This window comes from Desulfobulbus oralis, assembly GCF_002952055.1.
Lineage (GTDB): Bacteria > Desulfobacterota > Desulfobulbia > Desulfobulbales > Desulfobulbaceae > Desulfobulbus > Desulfobulbus oralis.
The window spans coordinates 1,748,751-1,769,461 of sequence record NZ_CP021255.1 but is presented as its reverse complement, the minus strand read 5'-3'; the positions used below and the strand labels follow the sequence as shown (position 1 = coordinate 1,769,461).

General features: G+C 56.4%; 15 protein-coding genes. 14 read left to right on the top strand and 1 reads right to left on the bottom strand.

Annotated elements, in window-relative coordinates; genetic code table 11:
* The first annotated feature begins 21 nt into the window (after positions 1-21).
* The 10 genes from CAY53_RS07815 to CAY53_RS07770 all read left to right on the top strand — a co-directional run bounded on the left by CAY53_RS07815 (position 22) and on the right by CAY53_RS07770 (position 12,548).
* Positions 22-1,233 (top strand): dicarboxylate/amino acid:cation symporter, encoded by a 1,212-nt coding sequence (locus CAY53_RS07815; RefSeq protein WP_104936640.1) that lies wholly within the window; start codon positions 22-24, stop codon positions 1,231-1,233.
* Entirely contained in the window at positions 1,220-2,251 is a 1,032-nt protein-coding gene (locus tag CAY53_RS07810) for an MBL fold metallo-hydrolase (RefSeq protein ID WP_181040223.1), read from the top strand. The genes CAY53_RS07815 and CAY53_RS07810 overlap by 14 nt, the downstream gene beginning before the upstream one ends.
* Positions 2,238-3,509 carry an MFS transporter gene (locus tag CAY53_RS07805; RefSeq protein ID WP_104936638.1) on the top strand — a complete coding sequence of 424 codons (1,272 nt, stop codon included), beginning with the start codon at positions 2,238-2,240 and terminating at the stop codon, positions 3,507-3,509. Before CAY53_RS07810 ends, CAY53_RS07805 begins: the two co-directional genes overlap by 14 nt.
* Before the next feature lie 701 nt (positions 3,510-4,210).
* The gene (locus tag CAY53_RS07800; RefSeq protein ID WP_104936637.1) at positions 4,211-4,411 is read left to right on the top strand and encodes a cold-shock protein; all 201 of its coding nucleotides are present in this window, start codon (positions 4,211-4,213) and stop codon (positions 4,409-4,411) included.
* Positions 4,412-4,533: 122 nt separating this feature from the next.
* Positions 4,534-6,183 carry an NAD+ synthase gene (locus CAY53_RS07795; RefSeq protein WP_104936636.1) on the top strand — a complete coding sequence of 550 codons (1,650 nt, stop codon included), beginning with the start codon at positions 4,534-4,536 and terminating at the stop codon, positions 6,181-6,183.
* Between the two features lie 275 nt (positions 6,184-6,458).
* On the top strand, positions 6,459-7,664 hold the full coding sequence (locus CAY53_RS07790) for a pyridoxal phosphate-dependent aminotransferase (RefSeq protein WP_104936635.1): 1,206 nt from the start codon (positions 6,459-6,461) through the stop codon (positions 7,662-7,664).
* A 246-nt stretch (positions 7,665-7,910) separates the two neighbouring features.
* Entirely contained in the window at positions 7,911-8,567 is a 657-nt protein-coding gene (locus tag CAY53_RS07785) for a succinate dehydrogenase cytochrome b subunit (protein WP_104936634.1), read from the top strand.
* Positions 8,568-8,642: 75 nt separating this feature from the next.
* The gene (locus CAY53_RS07780; RefSeq protein ID WP_104936633.1) at positions 8,643-10,568 is read left to right on the top strand and encodes a fumarate reductase/succinate dehydrogenase flavoprotein subunit; all 1,926 of its coding nucleotides are present in this window, start codon (positions 8,643-8,645) and stop codon (positions 10,566-10,568) included.
* 57 nt (positions 10,569-10,625) lie between these two features.
* A complete protein-coding gene (locus tag CAY53_RS07775) occupies positions 10,626-11,390 on the top strand; it encodes a succinate dehydrogenase/fumarate reductase iron-sulfur subunit (protein ID WP_104936632.1) in 765 nt (254 codons plus the stop codon).
* A 111-nt stretch (positions 11,391-11,501) separates the two neighbouring features.
* Positions 11,502-12,548, top strand: a complete 1,047-nt coding sequence (locus CAY53_RS07770) for a KamA family radical SAM protein (protein ID WP_104936631.1) — start codon at positions 11,502-11,504, stop codon at positions 12,546-12,548.
* A 173-nt stretch (positions 12,549-12,721) separates the two neighbouring features.
* Here CAY53_RS07770 and CAY53_RS13225 read toward each other — a convergent pair whose 3' ends face one another.
* Positions 12,722-13,306, bottom strand: coding sequence for an IS630 family transposase (locus CAY53_RS13225; protein ID WP_219842641.1), 585 nt, complete (start codon positions 13,304-13,306; stop codon positions 12,722-12,724).
* Positions 13,307-13,440: 134 nt separating this feature from the next.
* Between CAY53_RS13225 and CAY53_RS07760 the strand changes: the two genes are divergently transcribed.
* The 4 genes from CAY53_RS07760 to CAY53_RS07745 all read left to right on the top strand — a co-directional run bounded on the left by CAY53_RS07760 (position 13,441) and on the right by CAY53_RS07745 (position 19,895).
* Complete coding sequence (locus CAY53_RS07760) at positions 13,441-13,719, top strand: hypothetical protein (RefSeq protein WP_104936630.1); 279 nt, start codon at positions 13,441-13,443, stop codon at positions 13,717-13,719.
* A 4-nt stretch (positions 13,720-13,723) separates the two neighbouring features.
* Positions 13,724-14,215, top strand: coding sequence for an Ig-like domain-containing protein (locus CAY53_RS07755; protein WP_104936629.1), 492 nt, complete (start codon positions 13,724-13,726; stop codon positions 14,213-14,215).
* A 325-nt stretch (positions 14,216-14,540) separates the two neighbouring features.
* Entirely contained in the window at positions 14,541-15,821 is a 1,281-nt protein-coding gene (locus CAY53_RS07750) for an SEL1-like repeat protein (RefSeq protein ID WP_181040222.1), read from the top strand.
* 912 nt (positions 15,822-16,733) lie between these two features.
* Positions 16,734-19,895: a hypothetical protein gene (locus CAY53_RS07745; RefSeq protein WP_146106448.1), complete on the top strand. Its 3,162-nt coding sequence runs from the start codon at positions 16,734-16,736 to the stop codon at positions 19,893-19,895.
* The last annotated feature ends 816 nt before the right edge of the window (positions 19,896-20,711 follow it).

Here is a 20,711-nt window from a genome sequence, read left to right as displayed (position 1 = left end):
CTCCAAATAAAGGAGATTGACATGAAAGCTCATGCACTCGGTCTTCCGGCACAAATGGGAATCGGCTTTGCTCTGGGCGCGATTCTGGGATTGATTTTTCAATTCGGCGGCTGGGACATTTCCTGGATTAAGCCACTGGGTGATGCCTTTATCCGTTTGATCCGCATGATTGTCGTCCCTCTTGTCTTTATTTCTCTGGTTGCTGGTGCCGCCAGCATGGGTGACTTGAGCAGACTGGGGCGTATCTCCATAAAGATAGCTTGCTATTATCTGGGAACTACCGCCATTGCGGTAGGCATTGGGCTTGTCTTTGCCAATATTTTCCACCCAGGTATGGATCTCAACCTGAGCACCGAAGCTCTTCAGGCCAAGGAAGTCAGCCCGCCCGGAATCGTCCAGACGTTCCTGAACATCATTCCACTCAACCCCGTCCAGGCATTAGCGGAAGGCAATTTGCTGCAACTCATCTTTTTTGCTATTTTTTTCGGGTTCGCTCTTTCCAGTATGGGAGAAGCGGGAAAGCCCCTGCTCAATATTTTTCAGACAGGCAACGAGGTCATGATTCGCATTACTGCGGCAGTCATGCGTTTGGCCCCGTATGGCGTTTGCGCACTCATCGCCTACACTGTTGGAAAAAGCGGACTGCAGGTCCTTCTCCCTCTGATCAAGCTGATTGGGATTATGTACCTTGCCGCACTGACCCATGTCTGCATCGTGTATTTTCCAGTACTGAAATACGTGGGGCGCATCTCTTTTGTTTCATATCTTAAAATTATGACCCAGCCTCTTCTGATCGCCTTTTCCACCTGCTCCAGCGCTGCAGCCTTGCCTGCCAATATGGCTGCGACAGAAAAACTAGGTGTGCCTCGGGAAATATCAAGCTTCACCATTCCTCTTGGGACGACCGTAAATATGGACGGAGCAGCCATTTACCTTGGTCTGGCAACAGTTTTTGTCGCTCAGATATATGGCATTGACCTTAGCTTCTCCGCGCAATTGACCGTTCTGCTTATCGCCTTGCTCGCCTCCATCGGCTCCGTAGGCGTGCCTGCAGCGGCCCTGGTTGTCATATCCATGGTTTTTGCCCAGGTGCATCTTCCCATGGAAGGAATCGCTCTTGTCGCCGGTGTAGACAGAATTTTGGATATGGCCAGAACCACTTTGAACGTCATGGGCGACGCTGTTGGTGCGGTTGTCGTCACCAAGTTGGAGAATGAAAATGCAAAAAGATAGCGCGTCAGGAAGAATGCAGAGCATACATAAAACACCAGACGGCATCATGATTTATGGACCGCACGCCCAGACAGCCGAAGAAAACAAAGGAGAAAATACCATTTCCTCCATATACATAATAGAGAAGGATAAAAATATATGCATAATAGATACAGGGAGGTTTGAATCAAGATATAGAATATTGAAAAATATAATAGAAAAGAACAATTATCAGTTAAAATATATCATATTAACACACGACCATTACGATCATATAGGAAATGCCGACATACTAAAGAGAGAGTTTGGCGGAACTATATATGCTCATAAAATGGATAAACTATTAATAGAAAATCCGCTGAATATATATGATAATGAAAAAATTAAAAAAGTATATGGATATTCAATATATGAATCATGGAGAGAAATAGGTTTGGGAAAGGGCGACATAATCAATATGAAAAAATATGTAAATAATTATTTTTATGAATCAGCAAATGTAGATATATACATAGATGAAGAAATAGAAATAGATTTATCAGGAGTAAAAATACGCCTATTACATACCCCAGGGCATTCTCCAGGAAGCATAAGCGTCTATATAGGAGAAACTAATAGTATTTATACTGGAGATTTGACTTTTTGGATAAACCCTTGTCGCCCTTATCCTATAGGAAATATGGATAACTGTCTGCAAAGTTTGTCTCGAATACAGAAAATGGATATAAAATATTGCGGACCTGGGCATTACTTTGGAATTTCCTCTCCTAAAGATTGGATCAAAAATCTTCTTCACAAGTACAAAAAAATGGAAAATGATATACTTGAATGCACATATAAAAAAAAGAATATAAGAGAAATTAGAAACATCATATTTAAAAAAAATCCTCCTGATTCCTTTTTTCCCATACCTGAAAATTCTATCCAGGCAAATCTTTTCAGCCTTATGCAAAGAGGTAAAATTTATCATATCTCAGAGGATGGCATTATATATTGGATTAATACAAATAATGCAGGAGGCAGGTATGTCGAAAAATAAAAATTATCCACAGAAAGACAAAAAATGGTATGAAGAAATAAATCGCAATCAATGGAAAACTGTTATTGCAGGTGGACTGGGTTGGGCATTGGATTCAATGGACGTCATGCTATATGCTATGGTCGTCGTCCATATCATGTCTGAACTGCAACTTGGAACAACGCAAGGAGGGCTGCTCACGACAATAACACTTGTAGCATCTGGGATTGGGGGAATGCTTTTTGGGCTCATAGCGGACAAATGGGGAAGAAAATTTTCCCTCACCTTGAGCATAGTTACGTATTCTCTGTTTACCGCTGCGTGTGGATTCTCCCAAACTTTGACTCAACTTATAGTATTTCGATTCATTCTCGGCCTGGGCATGGGAGGCGAATGGACTGCCGGTGCCGCGCTGGTTACGGAATCTTGGCCAGCCAAACATCGAGGAAAGGCAATGGGCCTGATGCAAAGCTGCTGGGCTCTTGGATATGCAATTGCCGCACTGATTACGGCAATCATATTGCCCAAATACGGATGGCGAGCCGTCTTTTTTGCAGGAATTCTACCTGCTCTTTTTACCCTCTGGATTCGGGGTCATGTTGAGGAATCTAACATCTGGACAACTGACCGTGAAAAGAGAGGACGTGTAAATCGTAATATTATGAATAATATCCTCGAATTATTTTCTCCGGAATATAAAAAATTCACACTGTTGGCCTTTGGTCTCAGCCTGATGCACCTTTTTACCTACTGGGGGTTATTCAGCTGGATTCCTGGGTATTTATCCTTACCGCCAGAAAAAGGAGGCGCGGGATTGGATATATTCAAAAGTGCAACATGGGTTATCGTGATGCAGGCAGGAGGATGGTTTGGATATGTCCTTTTTGGATTCATTGCCGACTCAATAGGTAGAAAAAAAGCGTTTACTATATTTTTTACCGTGGCAACTGTTCTTGTTCCTGTATATGCAGTAACCAGAAACGAAATAGCACTGCTTCTTCTCGGTCCATTCCTCGTATTTTTCGGGGCAGGGTTCGCTTCCGGATTCGGGCCGCTGATTGCCGAGCTGTTCCCCACTCACATGAGAGCCACAGCTCAGGGGATCATCTATAATTCTGCCAGGGCGGTAAGTGCTTTCGCGCCACTCGTTATCGGAAGTCTCGCTGAAGTATACGGTCTCGGTCCCGCGTTTCTCCTCATTGGAGCATGCTTTTTTCTAGGTCTGATACTTCTGCTGTTTCTGCCGGAAACAACGGGAAAAGAGCTTGAATCCGTCTGATTCACAAAATTCAGAGGTGCGGTTGTTCAGTAACCTGAAAATCTATCTACACCGGAAGTCAGTCCAGGAGACTGGCATAATATTCCGCGAAATGTTCTGCAAAGTCCTGAGCCCAAGATTCGGAGGCGGCTATGGATACTCCTCTCCTCAAGGCATTGGTCTGAATCTGAAAGTGCAACTTTATTGGGGGGCATGGTGAGGTTACATTCCGTTATCAGCCCGTTGAAAAGCTATATTTCAGATTTCATGCTACAGAAATTTCAAATTCCACGTAACGCAGAATCAGCGAGTCGCTCCTCAGCCTTATGATTTTTTTTACTCGCAATGCGCATTGCTGCGGCTTTTTCAATGGGCTGACAACCCCTGTTTTGGCTTGTGCTGCGCAAAGGTGAAAACAGAATATTGTCCGCAGTCCTGCACGGCCTTGGGGACAACACCGGGATAGTCATTATTGCGGCATGGCTTTTCGCGGGAGTCTTCGGCAAGCTTATGGCTGCAATCTTGTGACTACACTGTCTGGAGAGCAGGACAAAAACCATCTGAAAAGCTCCTTGAAAAAATCACGCAAATTCCTTGTATTTCACGGTCAGAATGGTATGCTAAGGTCACAGGTCGTTCCATGTGGGTTCTGTGGCGAAACGTTTTTCTCCCCCGCGCTCCATGGCTTATTTTCAGGTCTTCAGAAGGAGAACACGGTAGTTATGCTCAAAGGTACAGTGAAATGGTTCAACGAATCCAAGGGCTTCGGCTTCATTGAACAAGAAGAGGGGAAAGACGTCTTCGTCCACTATTCCGCCATCACCGGCAGCGGCTTCAAAACACTGAACGAAGGAGACAAGGTTCAGTTTGAAATCGTTGACGGCCCCAAAGGTCCGGCAGCAGCGAACGTCAGCAAGCTGTAAAACTCTTCGCGCACCTGCACAACCCGACGGCCCTCCGGCTGTCGGGTTGTTTTTTTTGACAGCCACACGTTGTTCCCGTTTTTCGCCTTTGGCCTCCCGACCCGTTTTGCCAGACAGTTCCCATGAAGATCGCCCTCGTTCAGACCAACCCGCTCGTCGGTGATTTCGCAGCCGCACTCCGCGCCATGCGCCACGCAATGGAGCGGGCCCATGCTGCAGCCTGCCGGCTTGTCATCTTTCCGGAACTTGCCCTCTGCGGCGCACCGCCGGCCGATCTGCTGGCCTGCCCCGCCTTTCTGGCGGCACATGACCGGGCACTGCAGGAGCTGTTGACAGATACCCTGAAATTTCCCGATCTCAGTTGCGTGGTGGGTGGACTGGAGCACAGGGGCGAAGCTGCGGCCATGGCGCTCTTCAACACGGCCTTTGTGCTGGAAAACGGCAGCATCCAGGCACGGGCCCACAAACGGCTGCTGCTCAACGGGGATGTGAGCAACGAGCCTAGGCATTTCACCGCAGGCAGCAGGGCAACAATTTTCCCCTGCTCCCGCTTCTTCTGCGCCCTGACCATTGGCAGCGAGCTCGGGACCATCCTGGACGAGAAAGCCGGCAGGAATCCCGTGGAAAATTTCACGCTGGGCGCAGTGATGCCGGACCTTTTGATCAATATCGCGGCCACCCCGTATGCCATGGGCCTCAGGCAGGAGCGACGCCGGCAATTCCAGACGATCTGCACGACCTGCGGGCTGCCGCTTGTCCATGTGGGTCAGGCCGGAGGTCAGGGCCATCTGGTCTATGACGGCGATTCCCTCTTCATGGACGAGCGCGGCGCCATCCGGGCGCATGCCCGGGACTTTGCCGCAGATTTTGTGACCGTCGATTTCCCGGAAAGGCCGGGAGCGGCCCTTGAGCTGCCGGACGATCCGACCGAAGAGCTGGTCCATGCCCTGTGCCAGGGCCTTGCCGATTTTCTGCGCAAAAGCGGCTTTGACAGGGTGGTGCTGGGGCTCTCCGGCGGCATTGACTCGGCCCTGACCGCGGCTCTGGCCTGCCGGGCGCTGGGGCCTGACAGGGTGCTGGGCGTGGCCCTGCCCTCGCCCTACACTGCCCGGGAATCCATCGATGACGCCAAAAAGCTGGCGGAGAATCTGGGTTGCGCCTTTGCCTGCATGCCCATCCAGCCGGCCATGGATGCCATGACCGCCACGCTGGCCCCGCGCTGCGAGGGGCTGGGGCTGCCGGAAAGCCTCACCGGGCAGAACCTGCAGGCACGCATCCGGGGCAATCTCCTGATGGCGCTGGCCAACCAGGAACGCCGGCTTCTGCTCTGCACCAGCAACAAGTCGGAGACTGCAGTCGGCTACAGCACCCTGTACGGCGACTCCTGCGGCGCGCTGGCCGTTCTGGGCGATGTCTTCAAAACAGAGGTGTATGCGCTTGCCCGCTGGCTGAACCGGGAGCGGGAGATCATCCCGCAGAACACCATTGACCGGCCGCCCACTGCGGAGCTGAAACCCGGGCAGCGGGACGAGGACGATCTGCCGCCCTACGCGCTGCTGGACCAGATTCTGCGCGCCTACGTGGAAGAGCGGCAGGACATTGCAGACATTGCCGCGAGACTGCGGCTCGATCCTGCGCTGGTGCAGGACGTGGCGCGGCGCATACGGCAGAGCGAATACAAACGCATCCAGGCCGCGCCCTGCATCCGGGTGAGCCGGAAAGCCTTTGGCCCCGGCCGCAGCATGCCCCTCATCAATGGCTTTGCCGGATAGCACCCAAGAGCGCCGCTCCTGACCCTTGCCGGGAAACGGGCTGCCGGTTCCTTCCGCCCCGCCTGCCCCCGAGACGCCTTTGCCGGCCGCCTGCCCCCCTCGCGCGGGGGGTTCCACTCAGGCAGAAGAACTGCCCCGCTTTGCGCGCGGAAAGATATGCGGCAGGTGCGGTCGTCATATGTTTTTCATTGTCAAAAAAAACAAAATCCGTTTGAGTAAAACGTTTTTTCCCTACCGGCCCAGCCGGCATTCATCGTCCTTTCCGGAGTACTCTCATGTCAGCAGGAATTGCCCTTGCCCAGCGCGTTGCCCAAATCGCCCCCTCCCCCACCCTGGCCATCAATGCGAAAGCCAAGCAACTCAAGGCCCAGGGCGTGGATGTCCTCAATTTCAGTGTCGGCGAGCCCGACTTTCCCTCCCCGCCGCATGTCTGCGCTGCCGGCAAACAGGCCATAGACCAGGGCCACACCCGCTACACCCCATCCAACGGCATTCCGGAGCTGCGGCAGGCCGTATGCGACCGCTATCGCCAACGTCATGGCTGGGAATATGATCCCGAACAGATCGAGATCAGTTGCGGCGGCAAGCAGGGCCTCTACAATATTTTTCAGGCGGTCATCAACCCGGGCGACGAAGTGCTGATTCCCGCGCCGTACTGGGTTTCCTATCCGCCCATGACCCAACTGGCCAGCGGCGTGCCGGTCATAGTGCCGCTGGATGAAAAGAACCGCTTCGATCTGGACGTGGAGCTGCTCAGGCAGCATGCCACAAACAAAACCAGAGTGGTCGTCCTGAACAGCCCTTCCAACCCGACCGGCTCGGTCTTTTCGGAAAAGGCGCTTTCGGAGCTGGCCAGGCTGGTGCAGGAGCGGGGCTGGCTCGTCATTTCCGACGACATCTACGAGGAGATCAGCTACACCAAAGGCCCGCTCGCCCATATTCTGAACGTCGCCCCGGAACTGAAAGAGCAGGTCATTCTGGCGAACGGGGTTTCAAAGACCTACGCCATGACCGGATGGCGCATTGGCTGGTGTGCCGGGCCGCTTGCCATCATCAGGGCCATGAACAAAATCCAGAGCCAGTCCATCTCGAACCCGGTCGCCATTTCCCAGTATGCGGCCCTGAGCGCCCTGACCGGCCCGCAGGACGCGCCCAAAGAAATGCTCAGGGCCTTTTTCCCGCGCCGGGACTTCTTTGTGCAGAGCCTGAACCGGCTCCCGGGTGTGAGCTGTGTGGAACCGGAAGGCGCTTTCTACGTGTTCCCGAATTTCTCCTCCTACTACGGCAAAAGCTTCCAGGGCAAAAAAATCGACGGTTCCGTCGCTCTGGCCGACTACTTTCTGGACGAAGCCCGGGTGGCCACCGTGCCCGGTCTGGCTTTCGGCGCAGACGCCTTCATCCGCTTCTCCTTTGCGACTGCTCTGGACGCCATCAAAGAAGCCATGCAGCGCATCGAAAAAGCCCTGGCAGCGCTCCAATAGACACGCGCCCCCATCCACTTTCCGCCCTGCCGCCCACACAAGAGCGGCAGGGCTTTTTTTATAATGACCGAGGGCATGGCCATCTGTTTCCTGCATGGCGCAAGCTGCATTTCCGCCCTGCCGCCCTTACTCCAATACGGGGGATTTCTCACTTGACAGTTTTCGTGCAGCATTGGTAATTAACAGACGTTCAGTGGTTGTAAGAGCCGTTTTTATCCATCACCTCAGCAAGGGGGGAAAACAGCCATGTCTTGGTTCGTGCAAACTTTCAAGTCATCCCTGGGCAAGAAGTACATCATGGCGATCACCGGCTTTATGCTGGGCGCATTTCTCACTGTCCATGCCATTGGCAACAGCACCATCTTCTGGGGCGGAGCGGCGTTCAACAGCTATGCCCACCACCTCCACTCCCTGGGGCCTCTGGTACCCCTGTTCGAACTGGGCCTGCTCACGATTTTCTGTCTGCACGTCATTACGGCTGTCAACATCTTTTTTATCAACCGCGCGGCGCGCGGCGGCAAATACGCGGTGCAAAGCCAGGCCGGCGGCCGCACCTGGGGCTCCCGCACCATGCCCTACACCGGGCTCATCATCCTGCTGTTCATCCTGCTGCACCTGATCAACTTCCATTTTCCGGAAAAAACCCTGGAAAAGCCTATCTCCGTTTTTGTCACCAATGTCCTGCACGGTCCGCAGGCCATTCTGTATCTGATCGGTCTGGGCGCACTGCTCCTGCATATCAGCCACGGCTTCTGGTCGCTGCTGCAAACCCTGGGTATCAGCCATCCCAAATACGACCAGCCCCTGCGGATCATGGCCTGGATACTGGTTTTCCTGCAGGGAGCGGTGTTTGTCTTCGTCACCTTGCTGCTCCTGTTCTACAGCGGGCAACTGGCTCTCTGAGCAATCCGGTTTTTGCGTGGCAAAGCGGGCTCCAAAAGCCCAATTTTTATCAACCTCTAGTCAAGAGATACGACTATGCAGCTTGATGCCAAAATTCCTGAAGGACCGCTGGCCGAAAAATGGAATGCATGCCGTTTTTCGAGCAAACTCATCAACCCTGCCAACAAGAGAAAATACGAAATCATTATTGTCGGCAGCGGTCTTGCCGGCGCTTCCGCCGCCGCCGCTCTGGCCGAACTGGGCTATCAGGTCAAGTGTTTCTGCATCCAGGACAGCCCGCGCCGTGCGCATTCCATCGCCGCCCAGGGCGGCATCAATGCGGCCAAGAACTATCAGGGTGACGGCGACTCCATCTTCCGCCTGTTCTATGACACCATCAAGGGCGGCGATTTCCGCGCCCGCGAGGCCAATGTCTACCGTCTGGCCGAGGTGGCCAACAACATCATCGACCAGTGTGTCGGTCAGGGCGTGCCCTTTGCCCGCGAATACGGCGGCACCCTGGCCAACCGCTCTTTCGGCGGTGCCCAGGTATCCCGGACCTTTTACGCCCGCGGCCAGACGGGGCAGCAACTGCTTCTGGGCGCCTACTCCGCCATGATGCGGCAGGTGGCGGCTGGCAAGGTCAAGATGTACAACCGCCGCGAAATGCTGGATGTCGTGCTGGTGGACGGCGCGGCCCGCGGCATTGTCTGCCGCAATCTGATCACCGGCGAACTGGAGCAGTACTCGGCCCACGCCGTCGTGCTGGCCACAGGCGGCTATGGCAACGTGTACTTTCTGTCCACCAACGCCATGGCCTCCAATGTCACGGCCGCTTTCCGCGCCTACAAGCGGGGCGCGGGCTTTGCCAATCCCTGCTTTGTCCAGATTCACCCGACCTGCATCCCGGTACACGGCGAGTACCAGTCCAAGCTGACCCTGATGAGCGAAAGCCTACGCAACGACGGCCGGGTCTGGGTACCCAAAAAGGCGGGCGACAAGCGCAAGGCCAGCGAAATTCCCGAGGATGAGCGCGACTACTATCTGGAGCGCAAGTACCCCTCCTTCGGCAATCTGGTGCCGCGTGACGTGGCCTCCCGCAATGCCAAGGAGGTCTGCGACGCCGGTCATGGGGTCAACGACACCGGCAACGGCGTGTATCTCGACTTTGCCGATGCCATCAAGCGCGACGGCATCGACGTGATCCGCCGCAAGTACGGCAACCTCTTTGACATGTACCAGCGGATTGTGGATGTGGATCCCTCCAGGGAGCCGATGATGATCTACCCGGCCACCCACTACACCATGGGCGGTCTCTGGGTTGACTATCATCTGATGACCACCATCCCCGGCCTCTATGCGACGGGCGAGTGCAACTTCTCGGACCACGGCGCGAACCGCCTGGGCGCCTCCGCCCTCATGCAGGGCCTGGCCGACGGCTATTTCGTCCTGCCCTACACCATCGCCAACTACCTCTCCAAGGTGCCCTGGGGCGCCACCGACACCAAGGACCCTGCCTTCAAGGCTTCGCTCGATATGGTCAGGGAGCGGACCGCCAGACTCATGGCAAGTACCAGAAGCGGCAAGGGCAAGGAAACGGTGGACTACTATCACCGCGAGCTGGGCAAGGTCATGTGGGAAAAATGCGGCATGTCCCGCGACGAAAAGGGCCTGAAAGAGGCGCTGGAGAAAATTCCGGAAATCCGCGCCGAATTCTGGGAGCACGTCATCATTCCCGGCAAGGAGCAGGAACTGAACCAGTCCCTGGAGCGCGCCGCCCGCGTGGCTGACTTCCTGGAATTTGCCGAGCTGATGGTCAAGGACGCCCTGGAACGAAAGGAGTCCTGCGGCTGCCACTTCCGGGAGGAAAGCCAGACGGAAGAACACGAAGCCAAACGCGACGATGCAAACTACAGCCACGTCTCCGTATGGGAGTACAAAGGCGATGATGCGGAACCCGAACTGAGCAAGGAAGCATTGATCTTCGAGAACGTGACGCCCTCGCAGCGGAGCTACAAGTAATCCTCACCCACGACGAGGCTTGACTGCTGAACTTCAACCATAATACGGAAGCATCCCATGGCATCGAAAACGATCAATATTCTGGTGAAAATCTGGCGTCAGAACGATACCACGGCTGAGGGCGCCTTTGAAGAATATCCACTGCGGGACATCAGCACCGACATGTCCTTTCTGGAGATGATGGACGTGCTCAACGAGTGGCTGACCCGCAAGGGCTCGGAGCCGATTGCCTTTGACAGCGACTGCCGTGAGGGCATCTGCGGCATGTGCGGCGTAGTCGTCAACGGCACGGCCCACGGCCCGCAAAAGGAAACCACCCTGTGCCAGTTGCACATGCGCCAGTTCCATGATGGCGACACCATTGTCATCGAGCCCTTCCGTTCCCGCGGCTTCCCGGTTGTGAAAGACCTGATCGTGGACCGCTCCGCCCTGGATCGCATCATTCAGGCTGGTGGCTATATTTCGGTCAATACCGGTTCTCCGCGTGACGCCAACACCATTCTGGTGCCGCAGCACGTGGCCGAAACCGCCATGGACGCGGCCTCCTGCATCGGTTGCGGCGCCTGCGCGGCCGCCTGCCCGAACGGCACGCCCATGCTCTTTCTGGGCGCCAAGGTCTCCCATCTGGCGCTGCTGCCGCAGGGCAAGCTGGAGGCCAAAAAACGGGCCATCGAGATGGTCTTGCAGATGGACAGGGACGGCTTCGGCAACTGCAGCAACGAGCGGGAATGCGAGAATGTGTGCCCAAAGGGTATCAAGATCAGCAACATCGCCCGTCTGAACCGGGAATTCCTGAAGGCCTCCTTCACGCTTGCCGAGTGATTGCCCCGGCGCCTTGCCGCTGTCTGTTTTGTGCACGAGATCGTCACCGCCGCCCTGCGGTGACGATCTTTTTTATGCGCTGATTTCCACTCCCCTCTTTGTGCGTTACCCATGAGCATTCCCGCTTCCGCCCTGATCACCCGACCTGAGGAGCTGGCCAGCCTGGCCCATGTCGATCCCGAAATCCTGGCCAAAATCCACGCTGTCTATCCGCTCCGGGTCAGCCGCTACTTTCTGGAACTGGCCCTGCAGCACGGAGCGCCGCTGCTCAGACAGGTCGTTCCCGATCTCCTGGAGCTGGCCGATACGGCCACGCCGGCCGACCCCCTGAACGAGGAAAACCTGAGTCCGCTGCCCTGTCTGATCCACCGCTACCCCGATCGGGTAGTGCTGCTGGTGAGCCGGGACTGCCCGACTTTCTGCCGTTTCTGCACCAGAAAACGCAAAATCGGCACTGCCGGCATGCAACTCACGCAGGAGATGTTCAAAGCGGCACTGGAGTATATCCGAAAAAGACCGGCCATTGTGGACGTGCTCATTTCCGGCGGCGACCCGCTCATGCTGGCAGACGAAGCCCTGGAGCAGATTCTTGCCCAGGTACGGGCCATTCCAGGCGTACGTTTCATTCGTATCGGCTCCCGCATGCCCTGCATGATGCCCCAGCGCATCACGGAAAAACTGGTCGCCATGCTGAAGCGCTTCCACCCGCTCTACATGAATCTGCACTTCAACCACCCAGACGAGCTCAGCCCCGAGGCGACGGCAGCCTGCGAACGTCTGGCCAATGCAGGCATCCCCCTGGGTTCGCAGACCGTCCTGCTCAGGGGCGTCAACGATTCGGCGGCGATTCTACAGGAGCTGTTCTACCGGCTGCTGGCCGCGCGGGTCAAACCCTACTACCTCTTCCAGATCGACCAGGTGCGGGGCACCAGCCATTTCCGCACCACCATTCAGAGCGGCCAGGCCATTATGCGCCGGCTGATCGGGCATGTATCCGGCATGGCCCAGCCCCACTATGCGCTGGACACCCCCGGCGGCGGCGGCAAGATTCCGCTCTGTCCCGGCTATCTGGACAGCCTGCATGAACACTGCACCTTCACGACCTATGCCGGCAAAACCGGCAGCTATCCCAATACGCTCTGGCCAAAATCCAGATAGCAGCGGCCCGGCTGGCCGGGTTCAGGGAACTGGAGTCGGCAACTGGCCAGTGCACGTGCTTTTGCAGATTCCCTTCGCCCTGATAACAACGGAGCGAGAACGAGGGTGGACTTTTGCGGCAGTATGTTCCAATGGGTAGCGGCTTTCACCGGAAACACCCTGTATTTCCATTTCTAAAACAACAGTGAATTTATAATCCATGACCAGGCGACGATGGATTTGACGCGGGGCTGATCGAGTTCCATACTGCGCAAGGCTGTTTCCAGGTGATCTTCCAGAGCATCAGGACTGTCGAAAACCAGGTTGCCAAAGTATTTCTCACGCACTTCATCCCATATATGCTCAACAGGATTCAACTCGGGCGAATAAGGAGGCAGCGAAACAAGCCGCATGTTGGCGGGAATGTTCAGGCACGACTCCCTGTGCCAGCCAGCGCCATCCAGAATCATGAGCAGTCTTTCTTCAGGATAACGGGAAGCCACTTCATCCAGGAATATCTGCATGCACACGCTGTTGACATGCGGCATGATCAACGTGTCCAGGCGACCATCACTCACCGATACCGTGGCATAGGCGTAAACAGATTCCTGCGTTACCGTGCTCCGGCATACGGGGCGATGCGGCCGTGGACACCAGCACCGCCCTGACAGCGAAATCCGGCCAAAGCGGGCCTCATCCTGAAACAGCACGCGCAAGGGTCCCGTTCCAGGCCAATGGCTGTCTACGGTGGCGAGCAATTCCGGGAATTTTTTTTCCACTCTGCCTGTATCCCGGCATCGGCCCTGACGTGCCGTTTGTCCGGAGCGAGCTTGAATCTCTTAACAGCCCGTTGAAAAAGTCTTCAGGCAAGGCATAATGGAGTAGAGGCGATCAAAGTTGTCGAGGAGGCAGTATGAGTCCTGGCCGGAAGCAGGCAGAGCAGAAGAGCATGTGGCTGATCCATGATCAGCTGCCCCGGAGTCAGGGGCATGTCTTTTACGAGCGGCTGCAGAAGCTCCTGCACCAGGAAGCATTTGACGCCTTCCTCGAAAAGCTGTGCGCTCCCTTCTACGCCGAAAAACCCGGCCGCAGGTCCATCCCGCCGGGCCGCGCCGGAACCGCCGGCCGGGCCCTGGTGGCAGGGCTGGGAGGGGCGTGCGGCTGCCGCACCCCCTGGAGAGACGCTTTTTGACACCATGCTGGGCATGAGCCTGGGTCAGTCCGCGAGCGGGCGTCAGGTCAGCGCCCGGGCCTGGCAGGCCCTGCACGACGAGCCCCCTGCCCCTCTGCCTCCGGAGGTGGAACAGGGGGCTTTTTTTATTGCCCCGCAGGATTCCAGTCTGCGCTTTTTGGAGTCGCAGCTTGCGCACGAGGCCGGCTTTGGGCTGGAGGCGGAGGGACTGCGCTTTGTGGGTCTGGGTGCGGCGGAGCATGGCCGGGTGTACAGGGATGTCAACGGGGATCTCCGTTTTGAGGCGGAGGCCGGCTTCAGCGGTCAGGCCTCCTTTCTGTACCAGCTTGCGGACAGTGCGGGCCGGATCATCACCCGGCGGGCCCTGGTGGATGTGTACGACGTCAACGAAGCGCCGGTGCTTGCAGACGATGCCTTTACCCTGGCCATGGGCAGTTTTCGGGAAAGAAAATGTTCAGGAACTGACAGTTATTTTACGGCTGCTCACATAAGCTGAACAAATACTCGGGAATCTGTTCCGCACTGTTTCTGGAGGTTGGACGAAGCCCTGTGCCAGGCTTGGCCGGACTTTCAGGCCATTGCCAACATTGAAAAGGCAGGGTAAGTTGGAAGCAACAGAGAATTTCCAGGAGCCCGGAGACTTTTGTGGCAGAGCAGAAAGCCGGTATTTTATGAATTCTTTTCCAGGGAGATGGAGGAGTCCGTCAGCGTTTGGGAATGAGCCGCCACGAAAAGGGTTCAGCTTTGACGAATGGTCGCGTGGTGACTTTTAATGGCAAGCCAAAGAGGTCAGCGCTGCTTGAGCTTTAAGGAGCATGGTCATGCATAGGCACCTGTTCATAGATGGCTGGCGGCATGCTGTAGCGCTGCCCATAGTGCGCGGGATAAAGGCGGGCGTCGTTGCGCTGGCCCTGCTGTTTGTTTTGCCGGTATCAGCCTCTGCGGCCGCTAATGTGGCTGCCCTGCGGCAGAAGGCGGAACAGGGGGATGCGGCAGCGCAGTATGGCCTGTGCGTGGCATACGACAAGGGCAAGGGCCTTGCTCAGGATGACAGGCAAGCCTTTGAGTGGTGCCATAAGGCGGCGAAACAGGGATATGCCAGGGCACAGTTCAGACTTGGGGCTTTTCTCTCTTTGGGCAAAGGAGCGCGTACCTCTCAAACTGAAGCTGCGCATTGGTTTCAAAAGGCAGCCGAGCAGGGATATCCAGCAGGGCAAAGTGCGCTGGGTACGTGTTACAAAGACGGCATTGGAATCGCTCAGGACAAGGCCAAGGCGGCGTACTGGTATCGGAAGGCGGTGGAACAGGGCTGGGCACCGGCGGAGTACCATTTGGGAGCACTTTATTACAGCGGCGAGGGGCTTGAACAGGACAAGCAAAAGGCTTTTTACTGGTATCGAAAGGCGGCGGAGCAGGGACATGACCTGGCCCAGTACAACTTGGGAGTAATGTACCACAATGGCGAGGCTGTTCCCAAGGACGATGTCCGCGCGCTGGAGTGGTTTCAAAAGGCAGCCGGGCAGGGACTGGCCGAAGCGGAGTATACTCTGGGAATGATGTATTACGAGGCCCAAGGTGCAGCCCGGGATTATGCTCAGGCCGCACAGTGGCTGCACAAAGCGGCCGAGCAGGGTCTGGCAGAATCCCAGTTCAATATGGGCATGATGTACTTCTACGGCCGGGGTGTAGACAAGGACTATGCCCAGGCGGCGCAATGGTGGCGCAAGGCGGCGGAGCAGGGAAATGCAACTGCCCAGCGTGGCTTGGGAGCCCTGTATGCTCTTGGTCAGGGGCTTGAGCGCGATTACGGGCAGGCCGCCACCTGGTGGGGCAAGGCCGCGGGGCAAGGCGAGGCCAAAGCCCAGTATGGTTTGGGCATGCTGTACGCGCTGGGCAAGGGGGTAGCGCAAGACAGCCGGCTTGCGGCAGAATGGCTTGGCAGGGCAGCGGCCCAGGGTGATGAAGATGCTGCAAAGGCCCTGCAGCTTCTGCAACAAGAGGGAATCGAGGCGCTTGTTCAAAAGTACAACACGGTAACTGTCACGCTGTTTGAAGGGGATATCATATTTGACAAGGGGATCAGGATTATAACGCCTAAATAGAACTCGTGCGATTAGCTGTTGTCTTTTCCCGGCAATGAAACCTTTTCCGTATGTGAGGAAAAAATGTCTTGGTCTTCAGTATTTGGGTCTAGTTCAAAGATTAAATTACCTGGTGATATTACACTTGTAGCAAAACCTGATGGCTCTGTCAAAGTATCGGGAAAAGATTGGTCATTGGAACGGGATAAAGATGGTCACTTTTCGGGAAAAGCTAATGGTGTCAAAATAAGTTCAGAAGGGGGTTCAATTTCTCTCGGAGGAGTTACACTCGGTCAACATGGTGAAACAACAAGTCTTGAATATGGAATAAAATGTTTCAATATAAAAGCAGATGTATCACCATTACAGCATCCTGGAAAGACATATCTAGATTCGGCAGGTGTACACTTTAAGGCTGATATTTCTGCAAAAGGGGAGGCATCAGTAACAGACCTGCTTGCAGATTATGGTTTTGACACGAAGACCCTTGAGAAATTTGGTATTAATGCAAAAGTTGGATTCAGTAAAACTATAACACTTGTTGATAAAGATATTTCGAGTAGTCTATTTTTCCAGGAAGCTATTCCAAATGCTCTGCTCAACTTTGCCCGTAAGTTGAATATTGACAATAATGAGTACTTACAAAGAGAGCTTTACTTTAATGATCATGGAAAATATCCTGAAGATGGGAACAGCAATAGCCCTCTTGGTTTAAATAGTGGTAGTGTTAAGGAAAATCGTTCGGAATTCATTGATGTCAAGGATGATTTCGCTGTTGTTGCAGCAATTAACCGGCTGAATCCGTTTGCGCCTACTGCAGCATATGCTAACGAACTGCCGCCAGCGGGGAATTCTGGCAATGCGGACTACAGTGGCTCCCCTGCGGCAGGTTTTGTTGCGCTTGCCGAAGCAGGCGGGGCAGCGTCTGCGTTTTTGTCTGCCGTGCTTCCGGCGGCAGCCCTGTATGGCAGGGAAGCGGCGGCAAAGCTGCTGGATGCGCTTGTGGACGCTGCTGGTTCTCCCGGCGTCATTGCCCTGACGGATCAATCGAAGATTCCTGTTCTGAGCGACCAGTCAAAGTTCCCGGCAGGGGGAGAGGGGCCCGGGCCTGAGGGGCTCGATCCCGGGGACTACATGGCGGATCTGGAGTGGCTCTGGCAGCGTGGGCTGTTGGATGAGCACGGGGCATATACCCAGGCAGGGGCAGAGTGGCTGGCCGGGATTATGGCCCAGACCGAGGCGGTGAATCAGGAAGGCGCTGAAGCCGGCGGCCAGTCCGGCCCGGAGTCTGGCGGTGAGGGGGAGCTGGCTGCGGCCTATGCCGCCTGGGCGGCGTCCGAGGAGGCGCGGCAGGAGCGGGAGAGCAGTCTGGCTGCGGCTGAAGGGCTGCTGCGTCTGACCACGGCGATAGAGAGCAGGGACGGGGTTGCGATTGCCAGGGAACTGGTGAACAGCATCAACACGGTGGACATCGCGGCCATGCAGCGGGACAAAGGGAGCCTCTTCGGCGGGCAGGCGGATGCCGCCCATGCGGGGCTCTCCGCGACGGGCGACGCGCTTGATCTGGCGCAGGCCCTGCACCATGGCGAGGGCTGGAACGCGGTATCGAGCACAGCGGCCCTGGTGCGGGATATCGACAGTTTTGTGCAGGCCAATGGTGGGGGCAGTTTTCTGGGTGAGCAGGGCGGGATCACGCTGTCCGCCCTGGGCTCGGCCCTGCACTTCGGGGCGGCGCTGGACGGGGGCGACGGCTTTTCGATAGCCGCCTCCGGCCTCCATCTGGCCAGCGACATCGGCAACTACCTGGATTCGGGGGGCACCAGCCTCAGTCCGGGTCCGGAAGCGGGCAGCGGGCTGACGGGCCTGTCCGGGGCGGCCTCCGCGGCCTCGCTGGCGCTGGACCTCAGGAACCTGAGCGAGGCGCTGGAGTCCGGCAATGTGAAGGATATGGCGGTCAGCGGGGGGCATACGGCGGTATCGGCGCTGGGGACCTATGACGCGCTGTCGAAACTGGCCGGGGGCACGGGCACGACGCTGGCGGCGGATCTGGTGCCTGTTGTGGGCTATGCGACCTCTGTCGTGCAGCTTCTGGACGGGGACACGCAGGGCGCGGGTCTGAGCGCGGCCACGACCACCGGGGCGGTGGCGCTCAGCAATGCGACTGCGGCGAGCGCCGCAGCCACAGCAGCCAGCACCACAGCGGGTACCACAGCCGGGGCAACGGCCGGGGCAGGGGCCACGGCGGGTTCGGGCATGAGCACGGCAGCAGCGGGCAATGTGGGCGCTGCGGTGGAAGCGGCGGTTGCGGTGGTGGAACTCTGCGAGGGCGAGTATGCGGACGCTGCGGTGGACGCGGCGTGCGCGGCGCTGATGTATTTTGGCGGTGGATATGGCATAGCGGCGGCGGTGGCGATTCAGGTGGTGCGGGCGGTGTTCTTTGGTCATCATTCTGCGCCGTCGGCGAGCGGCAGCTTTATGATCGACGCGGACGGCCATGTGCAGGTGGAGGGGGTGTACGGCGGGGACTCGGGCATGCGGGATCAGGCGCTGGAGTTTGGCGAGTCCCTGCTGCCGGTGATCCAGAGCTATGTGAACGGCGGCGGCAGGGCCCGGATTGACGGCAGTCTGCCGCACTTCGTGCTGAAGCAGGGCGAGCCGGTGCAGTTCGAGTATCCGAGCACGGACGGCGTGGGGAAGGTGAGTGTTCTGGTGGAGGACAGCAGCCAGGCGGGGCGGGAGCTCCTGGGGGTTTTGTACGCGCGCGACCGTGGGGCCAGTGTGGAGGCGGCCATGAAATCGGCGACCGATGTCCATGGCTTTGTGGACGAGGCCCGGATGGGCGCGATTCTGGCGGGCCAGGGCTTTGTGAAAGACGGGCTGACCTGGAAGTACGGGGAGACGAGGAGCCGGGACTGCGGGAGCTGGGGCACGGGGGTATTCCGGGGCGGTGGCCAGCAGGGCCCGGTGGGTCGATGTTTTGTGGCCAGGGACGAGCAGGTGCTGTCCCTGCCGCTGCGCGAGGAGGCGAGGTCTGGCCGGCAGGTGGGGGCGATTCTCGGGGCGCGGAGCCTGGGCGGGGCCTTTGTGGACTATGGGAGCGAGCTGTTCCTGCTGGGTCTGGGCGGGCTCTTGGGGCCTGCGGGCACAGCCGTGGCGGCGTCTGGAGCGGGGTCTCGCGGCGCTACGGCGGGCCAGGCCCCGGGCCCCGGGTATGTGCGGCCCCTGGACGGGCTGGAGCATGGGCTCTACGAACGGCTGCTGGCATCCGGGCTGCCCGGGGCGCAGGGCTCGGCTGAGGCGGAGCCTGCCGCGGCCGGCGGGATCTCCGGGAAGGTTTTGGAGGGCTATGCGGGGCTCTCCGGTCTTTCCGGGGCGGAGCTGGAGTCCTTTGTGGCTGCGGAGTGGGCGGGTCTGCAGCGGCAGGGCAATGTGTTTTCGGAGCTGCCGCGGACTTCGTCCTACTACCACCGGGGCGGGGTTGCGGGCACGGTGCTGCACGAGGACGGGAGCCGGGCCGCGCCGGAACCGCCGGCCGGGCCCTGGTGGCACGGCTGGGAGGGCCGTGCGGCTGCCGCGCCCCCTGGAGAGACGCTTTTTGACACCATGCTGGGCATGAGCCTGGGTCAGTCCGCGAGCGGACGCCAGGTCGGCGCCCGGGCTTGGCAGGCCCTGCACGACGAGCCCCCTGCCCCTCTGCCTCCGGAGGTGGAACAGGGGGCTTTTTTTATCGCCCCGCAGGATTCCAGTCTGCGCTTTGTGGAGTCGCAGCTTGCGCACGAGGCCGGCTTTGGGCTGGAGGCGGAGGGCCTGCGCTTTGTGGGTCTGGGTGGGGCGGAGCATGGCCGGGTGTACAGGGATGTCAACGGGGATCTCCGTTTTGAGGCGGAGGCCGGCTTCAGCGGTCAGGCCTCCTTTCTGTACCAGCTTGCGGACAGTGCGGGCCGGATCATCACCCGGCGGGCCCTGGTGGATGTGTACGACGTCAACGAAGCGCCGGAGCTTGCAGACGACGCCTTTACCCTGGCCATGGGCGCTTTTCGGGAAAGAAAATGTTCAGGAGCTGACAGTTATTTTACGGCTGCCCACATAAGCTGAACAAAAACTCGGGAATCTGTTCCGCACTGTTTCTGGAGACGGGACGAAGCCCTGAGCAGGGCTGGGCCGGATTTTCAGGCCATTGCCAAAGCGGAAGCAGCGGGGTAATCTGGCGGAGCAAAAAACAGGAAAGTCTGAACCCCGGAGATGTTTGTGGCAAAGCCTCCTGCGCACACTGCCACAGGCACTGCGGCAAAGGCTGACGCTTGTTAATGGTTCAGGAACAGCCGGATTTAGGGATCTGGAGCCAGCAAGCTGGTCAGGCAGCAGTTTTCAGATAATCACGGAAGAAAGGAAGGCTGCAAATAGCAACTCGTCGATTGAATAATGGCCACACTAATGTTTAGAGTGCCAAAGTTCCATTGAGATTTTTAACCACTTGCTCAATGGTATGTTTGCAATTTACAGGACAAAAAATGGAAGCTGAACATAAGAGCTATTTAGTTGAAAAAATTAGCTTGCATTCTGCCTTATTATTTATATCAGTTTTAATTAATGGTATACCTGTTATCTCTATTTTTACATTTATGTGGCTACTACATTATAGCGTAGAGATACCGAGTTTATTAGGAGAAATATCAGTTGATATACTTGTTATGCTACCAATGTCATCTTTATGTACTGTTTTTTTTATTGCAAAAACGGTAGTTATGCATGATAGAAAATTGATAAAAATTAGGTTCCTGTATTTTATGAAATTGTTTTTAACTTATTATATAAGTATAATTATATTTACGGAATTAACGACATTTATTATAATAAAAAGTAGTATATCCCAAAAATTGACTATTCTAACAAAGTTATTATTATATTATG